At 48.7% G+C, this 11,004-nt stretch carries 8 protein-coding genes; all 8 read right to left on the bottom strand.

Annotated elements, in window-relative coordinates:
* Positions 1-261 precede the first annotated feature (261 nt).
* Entirely contained in the window at positions 262-1,515 is a 1,254-nt protein-coding gene (locus ABYT30_RS10000) for an oligosaccharide flippase family protein (protein WP_373083451.1), read from the bottom strand.
* 120 nt (positions 1,516-1,635) lie between these two features.
* A complete protein-coding gene (locus ABYT30_RS09995) occupies positions 1,636-2,493 on the bottom strand; it encodes a putative bifunctional diguanylate cyclase/phosphodiesterase (RefSeq protein ID WP_373083450.1) in 858 nt (285 codons plus the stop codon).
* A 225-nt stretch (positions 2,494-2,718) separates the two neighbouring features.
* Entirely contained in the window at positions 2,719-5,748 is a 3,030-nt protein-coding gene (locus tag ABYT30_RS09990) for a response regulator (protein WP_373083449.1), read from the bottom strand.
* Between the two features lie 128 nt (positions 5,749-5,876).
* A complete protein-coding gene (locus tag ABYT30_RS09985; protein WP_373096282.1) occupies positions 5,877-7,181 on the bottom strand; it encodes a hypothetical protein in 1,305 nt (434 codons plus the stop codon).
* A gap of 51 nt (positions 7,182-7,232) precedes the next feature.
* Complete coding sequence (locus ABYT30_RS09980; RefSeq protein ID WP_373096280.1) at positions 7,233-8,075, bottom strand: type II secretion system F family protein; 843 nt, start codon at positions 8,073-8,075, stop codon at positions 7,233-7,235.
* On the bottom strand, positions 8,072-8,959 hold the full coding sequence (locus ABYT30_RS09975; protein WP_373083950.1) for a type II secretion system F family protein: 888 nt from the start codon (positions 8,957-8,959) through the stop codon (positions 8,072-8,074). Before ABYT30_RS09975 ends, ABYT30_RS09980 begins: the two co-directional genes overlap by 4 nt.
* Positions 8,956-10,278 carry a CpaF family protein gene (locus ABYT30_RS09970; protein ID WP_373083948.1) on the bottom strand — a complete coding sequence of 441 codons (1,323 nt, stop codon included), beginning with the start codon at positions 10,276-10,278 and terminating at the stop codon, positions 8,956-8,958. The genes ABYT30_RS09975 and ABYT30_RS09970 overlap by 4 nt, the downstream gene beginning before the upstream one ends.
* A gap of 53 nt (positions 10,279-10,331) precedes the next feature.
* On the bottom strand, positions 10,332-11,004 hold a 673-nt coding region (locus ABYT30_RS09965), incomplete at its 5' end, for a hypothetical protein (RefSeq protein WP_373083946.1).

Below are 11,004 nucleotides of genomic sequence, written 5' to 3'. Positions count from 1 at the left end.
TGTGTGACCCTAGTAATAGATAAACTTGCTATTACTATTGCAACCGCTATGCCAAACCTAAAATTCGATATAACACACTGTTTTTATTATACTTTTACACAAACCCTTTAAGTTAGCTCTTATGTCTAGCCCAGCTTGATTCGCATATTGCAAATCACATCAATAAAAAAACATAAAATTGAAAAAGAACCTTCAGCTGCGCAAAATATCGCGAGAACTAAACGCCGGGCTCGCTCGAGCGAAGGTTAAATCGCAGCGACGTTATGCGGTATCGCGCCCCAGTGGCAGAGCACCGTGAGTAATTGACCGATAAACCACCAACAGAAATACGACACTAACCACGCTATAAAGGCCAATCATACCAAGTGCAACGGCAACCCCGCCCAAATCAGCTAGGAAGAAAATAGATGCTGCAAATACCGCAGTAAAGCTAATTGCGATAGCATTTTCGGCGCGCAGCCGGTCTAAAGCCCGAAAATACATACTGCCAGAGTCAAATATCATACGCGGTATTGCCGAAAGGCAAAGACAAGTCACCAATATCGAGGCGGGCTCCCACTGCTCGCCAAACACGATCGGCACATATATCGGGGCCAGCAACGCCTGGCACAAAATAAGCGGGGCAATCACCATAAGCGCCGTTTTCAAAGCGCTAAAATAGCTCTTTGCGACGTTTTCGCCGTCGCGATAGGCATCACACAAACGGGGCAGCAGGGCGGTGTTAAAACCCGCCGTTAAAGACAGGCTAATGCCTAGTCCAGCATTTTTCGCAAATGCGTACAGACCAAAAATTTCTGGGGACAGCACCTTACCTAAGATAAACATATCAAATTGATTGCGAACATTCTTTAAACCTTCCGCAACCAAGACCCCGCCAGAATAGCGACGCATACTGCGCAATTCAGACCACGCAAACTCAAGACTAGGCCGCCAGAATACACGCGTATTAATAATCACCACCCAGAGTGAGGCCGCGAGTAATTTCGGCCAGATTACCGACCACACACCAAAGCCCATTAACGCTAACGCCGCCGAAAGTAAATTGTCAGCGGTAACGGTGAAGCCCATGATCAGACCCGCTTCTTTCATGCGACTACTGCGTTGCAGCAGGTTGAATTGCACCATCGCGAAGGGGTAAATAAGATGCGTAAAAGCTAATGTTTGCAGCAGATCTTCGAGTACTGGCGCGCCGTATAAGCTCGCAATGGCGGGTGCTAAAAAATACTGAAGGAGGAACATGACAAGGCCAATCACAAGGTTTAGCCAAAAAACAGTTATACATACGGTACGTAAATGCGCTTCTTCCGCTTTGACAATTAAATTACCGACGCCATTACTGGCCAGAATGCGAATAATTTCAGCGCTCGCAATCGCGAGTGCGGCAAGACCGTAGTCATTGAGGGTAAGATAGCGCGCTAAAATTAAGGTGGTGAGTAAACGAGATACCCGAACCATCATTTCGCCGGCGGCAAGCCAACTTAAGTTGTTTAAAAATGTACGCTTAACATCGCTCATCGCTGGCTCCGCAATTATTAGTATCTCGCACCTTGCAGACAGAGCCTGAGCCAATGATGCTAAGCGTTAAATTACAATCCTTTTTGACCTATAACAAGCAAGGCCAAGCAGCTATTTTAATTAATTGCGCTTAGGCGTCCAATTCGCGATACATTCTGCGATAGGTTGGGGCTTGGCAAGTAAAAATCCTTGTGCGCTATCACAACCAAGTTGTCCGAGGATCTGCATTTGTATTTCATCTTCAATGCCCTCGGCGACGATGTGCAACCCGAGTCGCTGAGCCATCGCAATGATCGCGCTGCATATTGTAAAATCATCGTCTTTACGATGAATTCCATCTACAAAGCTCTTGTCAATTTTAAGACCGTCAATTTTAAATTCGCGCAACAAATTTATTGAGGCGAAACCTGTACCAAAATCATCGAGCCAAATTTGCACCCCTTCATCCTGAAATGCACGAAACGTTCGAGCAGCGACGTCCGCATTACGAATCAACGCCGTTTCAGTTAACTCGAGTTTCAATGCAGACGCTGGTATATCTAACTCCATCAGTAAGACCATTACTTGCTCAAAAACATCACCGGCCACAAACTGTGCTGGGGACAAATTCACTGACATATAAATATCGTCAAGCCCCTGCTGTCGCAGATGCTTCAAATCTAGCAAGGCTTGACGAAAAATCCACCTTCCAATTTCCACGATGTCACCATTCGCTTCCGCAAAGGGAATAAAATCGGCCGGCGACACTAAACCAAACTCAGGTGACTGGCAGCGAACCAAAGCTTCAAAACCCAGCAACTTTCCCGTGCCGAGGTCAAACTGCGGTTGATAAACCATGTAAAAATGTTTCTCGCGAATGGCCTCCGAAATAATTTCACCCATGTAGTGACTGATGTCTGCTTGCTTAAACATATGGTCGGTGTGTTTAGCCACAATCAGGGCATCTAAATCTTGCTTCTTTACGTCGGTAATACTCATATCCGTCTGCCTCTATTTCGTTTAGACCCGCTGCATTAACACTCGGGAAGTTTAATCATTCATAAGAGAGGTACTGCAAAGACGGTGCCAACAAAAACAAAAAAAATACTCTTGGAAAAACATAGGGTTAAAATCAGAAGAAGCTCAAATTAGATAAATTAGCATGCTGCTCTGCAAATCCGATGCAAAATCATTCCCATTTTGCAAAAAATGGCACAATGGGAATTACAACGACGCTGAAAGTGAGTCCTCCCGCTTTCTCACTACCCATTTATGCATGCATGCCAACATCGTCACTTTATCGACCGGCTTAGCGAGATAATCGTCCATGCCAGCGGCAATAAACCGCTCTTTGTCTCCCGCCATCGCATTCGCGGTAAGTGCAATAATAGCGATCGATTTGCCTCGTGGTAGTTGGCGAATACGTTCGGTTGCGGCTACGCCATCGACATTGGGCATATAAATATCCATCAAGATAAGGTCATAAGGAAATTCAGTGACGGCTTTAATCGCCTCCTCACCGTCGTGGGCAATATCGACTGTGTATCCCGTATTTTTTAACATTGCCTGAATCACTAATTGGTTGGTCACTCCGTCTTCGGCCAACAATACCCGGATGGTTGGCCAAGCTAACTCGCAGGGGAGTAGCGAATCAGTAACAATAGCGGCCGGCGCGGATGCAGTCACCTCACCACGTGGTAGCGTCAAACTCACGGTGAATATTGCGCCTTTACCCTCAACACCAGTCGCCGTGATATCCCCACCCATCTTATTGATTAACCGCTTGCAGATAACGAGGCCCAGCCCCGTTCCCGAATATCGCCGGTCTGCGCTCGCGTCGAGCTGAGAAAAGGGCATGAACAAGCTTTCAAGATCCGAGTCCTTAAACCCAATGCCGGTATCGGAAACCTCGATTTTAAACGAGAGCTCTTCTACTGCTGTGGCACAAACATAGGCTCGCAAAGTTACGCCGCCGCGATCGGTAAATTTAAGTGCATTACTGAGTAAATTTAATAATACTTGGCGAATACGGCCTTGATCTCCTAGTAGGGGAACGCTTAAAGCCTCATCAACGTCAATCGAAAATTTTAAGTCTTTGGCCTCTGCGCGCGACTTAAGCAGCTCATAGCTACTCGCGATGGTATCGGTCAGATAAAAAGACTCGCTATCAAGCTCTAGCTTGCCCGCTTCCATCTTACTGATATCAAGCAACTCATTCAGAATCGACAATAATTGCCGCGCCGAATCATTAGCCGTACTGGCATATTGCTGTTGCTCGTCACTTAGGCTTTTGTCATCACATAACATGCCCAGTAGGCCCAAAACCCCATTTAAAGGAGTGCGTAACTCATGACTGATAGTAGCGAGAAAATCACTTTTAGTCTGATTAGCACTCTCGGCCACCACTTTGGCCTCGACTAGCTGCGCCTCTTTCAACTTCAAGCTACTAATGTCACGGTGGAAACCCACTCGCCCGCCGTCGCGCATTTTACGCTCAACAATTGCGATCCAGCGGCCATCAGCTAACTGCACCTCGGACATGGCATCAGCTAACACGTGCCGCTGTAATTCCGATGCGACAAAACCATCGGGGTCGACATCATCTGCTAGTAAATACTGCCCTTGCTCAATACCTGCGGCAAGAAACTGCTCAAAACTAAGTCCACTTTGTAGCGCGTGACGGCTAGCTTGATAAAGCTCACGCATTTTTTCATTGCTGAGAGCCAGGCGATCATCCGCGTCATAGACAACGAAGCCATCGGGCTGAGCGTCGATCGCGTCTCGGAAACGCGTTTCGCTGCGCTCCAGCGCCGAATTCGTCCGACGTATCGCTAATCGCAACCGAGCTGGCAGGCGTAACAGGACATAGATTAAATAGGCAACAAACCCAGCGACAACAAAACTAGCTGCAATACGCAAGCCGCGATCAGACCTCTGACTTACCCAGCCACCACGTGGCACTGCGGCAAGCTCCCAGCTCCCGGCCGGCAAGCTAACTTTGTTTAAGATTGGCTTCTGCGAAAACACACTCGCGTCACCATGAAATACCGAACCGCTGCTGCCCAGAGAATCCGAACCACGAATTGCAACCGCGTAGTGTGTCTGCAGCTCGTCGACACCAGTCTCCTCTAGTAGTGTTGCTAAATCGACTAAGATGGTTCCAAAGCCCCAGAAATGTTCACCCACGCCCTGATCTTTCGTAATAAATATCGGTAGGCGGCCGATAAGCGCAACCCCGCCTTGCTTGAGTGTCAGTGGGCCAGCGATCCATAGTTTACGGCTCGCAATTGCCATTTCCGCGGCCTGTCTGCGACTGGCGTCGCCCATCAGGTCGTGGCCTATAGCGGCTTTATTGCTGGCCATCGGCCAGACATGGCGCACCACCCCCTCTGGGGCTAATTGCAGACTGCGGATGCCGCGAATATTATTGCCCAATTCCTCAGCAAAATACTGGAAAGCCTCTTCATCAATGGTTTGCGCCGCGTGAACAATGCCACTCAAGCCCTGAACGAGATAGAGCTTGGCATTTAAGGCCGACTCTAACTTGCCGCGGACCAACGCCAGTTCCTGCAGAGTTTGCTGTTCAATCTCCGCCAATGCACTTTGCTGCCGATGGTAGTCGTCATTGTAAGCAACCAGAAGTATGGTGACGAAAACGATCATCGCTGTAATCGCCGCACCACCGCGACTGCTTAGCGGCGCTGAAATGGACTTAATTAATCCGCGAAGTCGCTGAAAGTACGATGGCGACGCCGAGAAATGCACGTAATCGCCACGCTGTACTTCGAGCTCTGCCAATCGGCCTAAGTCCCTAAGTACTTGCAATTCATCATTAGAAAAAACACGGGACCTGTCATCCATCACGCAAAGTGTGGCAATTTTATGACCATCTTCTGAAGACAGCGCGTAGCCCGCGTAAAAGCGAATATAGGGCACACCGACAACAAGTGGGTTATCGGCAAATCGAGAATCTAATAGGGTGTCTTCAACAACAAAAACATCACTGGTCTGAATTGCGTGCCCGCAGAAGGAGATATCCCGGGCCGTCTCATCCATTTCAATACCTTGCTTAGATTTAAACCATTGGCGGTCAGAATCAACTAAACAAATGAGCGCAATTTTCACACCAAAATACTGCTGTGCAAGACGTGTAATTCGGTCAAAACGCTCTTCTGCTGGTGTATCTAACAAACCCAAGCTATGAAGTGCCGTGAGTCTATTCCGCTCGTCAGAAATTGGCGGTGGTATTTGCATGGCAGTTCCTGTCGAAAATCATACCCTCAGCAAAATCGCTAAAATTTAATTTACACCGCGGCTGCGTGCAGCTTCATTCCACTTCAGCACCGACAAACCCGCTGAAGTGGAATTACCTTAGCAATGGATTACTTATTCGGACCTTCTTGTCCTGGCAGAGTATAGACCCAAGCATCGTCACCCACATCGGCGGGTAAATTCACTTTAAATGGCGCGGTGAACGGCGCCAGCGCATTTTCGGCAGTATCCGGTGCGTATACCTGGATAGCCTCCTTCAACACTAAAGTCCGAGGCAGGCCGCCGGGTTCGTCTACCGGCTGTGTGGTCTGGGATTCCTCGATACAAACAATGGTTCCCGGCGTAAGATTGGTGTCAATGGTCTCGAGTGTTCGAGCCAACTTTCTAGCATCCGTCAAAGTTGTTTCTGCCGCATCTCTTACTATTGAATAGGCGATAGTGTCGGCTAAATTAGTACTACTCAATACCGAGCCCACCGGGCAGCACACAGTGCCGACCTGCACACCAGCCGCCTCAACAACGTCAACCACTTCCCTCGCGAATCCGCGAATAGAGTCCAAACCAACTAATAACGACGCATCAATTTCTGACTCGGCTGCCGTCAGCACATCATTTTGCTGCTCGTAATCTGCAGGGCAAGCGCAGGCATCGACTATACCCAAGGTTGTCGGTGTCCCTAGCAAACAATCGGTATAGGCGTCGGCGACATAAACTTCGCCCGTAGTGGTCGTCGTTGTCGTCGTTGTCGTCGTTCCGCTGCCAGTGCTAACAGGTTCACAGGGGCTGCCCGTCACCACCTTTTGTGACATATAGCGGGATTTTATTGCCTCTGGCGGTATCGCGCAGGCGCTGGCTGTTTCGCGGAATAAAAAACCTTTAATACCGTCGGGTGATCGACCAATGGCGTAGGTAGGACCGTCTTGCATCTTATAGAGATAACTCACCGCACCGGTAGCCGACAAATTCTCTATACCAACATTGTCTGCCGCCTCGTCGCTAGAGGCTTTAATACAAGGCGTTCCCGTGCAATCTGCGCCGTCGTAGTAAACAGCTTCCCGAGATGTAAATCGGTCGTCGCGAATACTAATTAAAGCGCGATAATTGCGGTGTTCAGGGTCCGGTGAAAATGGGGGCACTGTGCGGTCAATATAAGGAATCCGCGGCGCTTCATGCTCGTCGTAATCTACGGCCTTACCCAAGATCAAGCCATTGGCATCGTAAACCGTCACTTCACGGGACTGCTTCTGCACATACTGTTTAAATAAAGCATCTCGTATTGCGACAATACCGACAAACGTACCAATGACCAAAACCGTACTGATGAGTATCAGTTCAATCGTGATAATAAAACCTTTCTGCCGAACGCGTTGAGGCTTAGCGCCTGAGAAATTCGATTTTTTAACAATATCATTCATGTAAATACAGGCTCCCGCCATTCATTTGTCACAATGCCGTCTGCACCGTTTTTAAAATAAGTCTTTCAGTGTCGTCATTACTTCAATAACTTGAGCGCCCGCAGGGTAAAAGATCAGCACGATGAACATGGGGAAGCAAACCATAAGCATCGGCAACATCGATTCCATTGTCTTGCGGTTTACCAATGCAGTTCCCTGTTGCACCTGTCGAGCCCGCAATAACTGCGCTTGCGCTTCTAAGGTATCCGCAACGGGTGAGCCTACTTTAAACCCGACATTCAATACCGCTGCAAGACGTCGCAAATCCACAACCCCAGTACGCTTCGCCAGCCGAGTAAATGCTTCATCACGAGCACGACCAGCGTCAATTTCACGTAGTAAAAGGGTCACCTCCTGCGCCAGTGGATTTTTACGACTCAAACCGTATTGGGCGGCGCTATCGAAAGCACGAGTTAAACTTAAACCGGACTTCAAATAGACAACCATCAAATTCACAAAAAACGAGAGTGATCGCTCTATTGATGTACGCCGACTTTTTCTCGCCATCAAAAACCAGAGATCAATAACAAAAAAACTAATTACGCCTATAAGCAGGACCGCCCACAGTAAAAGACCCTCCTGAAATATCTCGAGCAATACCATCGGCACCAACACAGCGAGTATTACTTTAGCGATCCAGTAGACCCAAAAAAGCTTTTCTGGCGAATACCCACTTTGCCTAATCAATTTTCGTGGATATATTGAAAAACGACGTTTGTCATCTTCAACATCAAAAGCGTCAAACTCTTTTTCGGTAACCTGTTCAATTCCGCCCGAGCGCATTTTCAGCGCGATTGCGCCAATAAACATCAGCAGAACGAGAATTCCTAAGTCAAACCACCAGCTTTCGTTCATAACTCTGTCCTCAGCAAGCGGCGTAACCAAAGGTAGCCAAACACCTGTAGTAATATCGCACCCAGCACGTAGGTAGCACCGTCGGGGTTATTTTTTAAAGGGTCGAACCAATGGGGTTCCCGCCACAAAAACAATGGCACAAGTAGATACGGAAGAGCGCCAGTAAATACCGCAGAATAGCGAACCCCTGACAATTGGCCAGTAATTAACATCCGCAACCGTAATTGATCCCGAATAAGTTCACTAATCGATTTTAATAATAAACCAAAATCGCTACCGGAATTCCACTTAGAGATCAGCGCCTGGCAAAATAAACGCACCCCTTCAGTGTCATAACGCTTTTGCATGCGGTCTACCGCAACGTCAATGGTTAGGCCGTAGTCTAGACGTTCTACAACTTCAGCCAGCTCTTTCTTTATGGCGCCATCAGAGGCATCGGCCGCCACCAGTAATGCGTGCCGTGCTGTTACCCCGCCTTGAATAGCCGCCTGAATAAGATCCAAAGCATCTACCAGCCGCTCTTCAAATTTGCGGCGGCGCCACAAACTCAAATCGTTTATTATAAAAAAAGCCATGCAAGTGAAGCCCGCCGCCGCTAACAGCGCGAACTGCCCCATATCTGGAAACAATTCGATAAACAAAAAGTACACGCACGCGCCAAGGATACCAATGATGGCGATGACTAATATCGGCTCCACTTGTAAATTTAAGGTTCGTAAACTTGCCCGTAATTTAGATGGTTTGCGGGTTCTCACGGGTTTATCTTCAAACAACACATCTACTGGCGTACTTGTCGCAACGCTAGCAGTGCGATTACGTAGAAAAAAATACCCAGAATACAAGGCAACACAGACACACAGTGCAACCAACAGTATATCTATCACGATGCCACACTCCCTACTTCTTGTACCGGACCAAGATCAATATCTACAGGAAATCCCTGAGCCTCAACGCGCTCTAAAAAGTCTACTGACTTGCCGGTATACCAGTGCTTACCCTGAATTCGCCCCTCTTCATTTAGCCCCTCGGCTTTAAACCGGAACAATTCTTTTACCGATAACTCACTGCCGTCACGCACTACTTCACCAAGGCTTACTACACGGCGTGAACCATCGCGAAAGCGCATAACGTGCACAACCACCTGAATGGCCGACGCAATCATCTCTTTTACCGACTCTCTCGGCACACCTGCATCGCTCATTAACGCCAAAGACTCTAAGCGCCGCAGTACGTCAGCCAAACTGTTAGCGTGAACGGTAGTTAAACTGCCGTCATGCCCCACATTCATGGCCTGTAACATATCCATAACTTCACCGCCCCGCACCTCACCAACGATGATGCGATCTGCTCGCATCCGCAATGCAGTTCGCACTAATTCGCGAAGGTTAACACTGCCAATACCCTCTAGATTCCCAGGTTTGGACTCGAGTGGAATAACGTGAGGGTGATCCAAGCGCAGTTCAGAGGTTTCTTCTATAGTGATAATGCGCTCGTGATCAGGAATAGATTTCGATAGCACGTTTAGCAAGGTGGTTTTACCCGCCGCCGCGCTTCCTGCAACAATCACATTCACACCCGCTGCCACCGCCATTTGCAAAAGATCCAGCATTGGCTGGCTAATGAAGCCACCGGAAACCAATTCTGCAGGTTCAATTTTTTCTTTGCGAAAACGCCGTATTGAGACCACTGCGCCCTTTGAACACAAGGGCGGAATGACTGCGTGCAGGCGACTGCCATCGGCCAATTTAGCATCTACCATTGGCGTACTGGCGTCTAAATGCCGACCTTGCGCACCAATGATGCGATCCAAGAAACGGCGCAAATGGCTTTCATCATCAAAGCGCGCGTCGGTTTTCTGCAGGCGCCCAGCGCGATCAACCCAAATCTCACTGGCCCCGTTAACAAGAATGTCAGTGATGTCATCTTCAAGCATAAAAGGCGCCAACGGCCCCATTCCGCTTAACTCTTCTAATATTTCCCGCTCCAGGCGCTCGCGCTCGGCCCCAGAAATTTCAACCCCGCGGCTACGACTTAAATCATTGACGATCCACTCTAACTTTTCTTTTACTTGGGCTGTATCGCCCAGTGATTTTGCCCCGTCGTTATCAAGGGTATCGATCAAACGGCGATGAACTATACCGCGCAGGCGTCGAAAATAATCCGCTCCGCCTTTTTCCTTACTGTCATCGCCCAAAATATTCACACCGCTATCTCCAATTCGAATTCACTAGGAACCAAGTAATATTCTCTAAACGACTACAGTCGTACATTAACCCTGCTTCGACTCAGCCCTGACACCACCTCAATTGAACGGTGAGTCGGAACGGCTCTTACTGTTAATGGCTTACCGTCAGCTAAATCGCGGCTACCATGCAATACCAAGCTCACTTTATCACTACTACCGATACTCGCTAGCGGGTATACATCGTCAGGATACACCGCAACCACCAATGATACGCCTGCTACGCTGCCCGACTTATCCTTCGGCTTCTGCTTGAGCATACCAACCGCGCCACCATCACCTGGGCCCTGCGCTTTCGCACCGCCACCCATAACACCAATTAAGCGAACATCCCGAGCAACCGTTCTTACACCACCTCGGCCGGTTACCAGTACATCAAAACGATCACCACCACTGAGCTGTGAATGCGGAATACCACCAACATTCGGAATTAACGTGTATAACACCCGACCTTCAGGGATGGCCTGCGCCAAGGTCTTGCGTGCTGGCGCAGCAGCAATATCACCCGGCTTAAAAGTATCACCCTCTTTCTTAGCAATTTTAAGCCGCTTGCCAAACAGCGAGCGTGGATCCGACATCACGTTGGCACCATCGCTAACCCGGGCTTCTTTAAGCATATTTGGCATAATCACCGCACCTGCAGCAATATCGCCACCAGCAACCCAACCCGGCTCAGTGGTCATCCGG

The organism is Zhongshania sp., assembly GCF_041623545.1.
Taxonomy (GTDB): Bacteria; Pseudomonadota; Gammaproteobacteria; order Pseudomonadales; family Spongiibacteraceae; genus Spongiibacter.
Note: the sequence above shows the minus strand (reverse complement) of the source record. Positions and strands in the feature narration are given on the sequence as shown.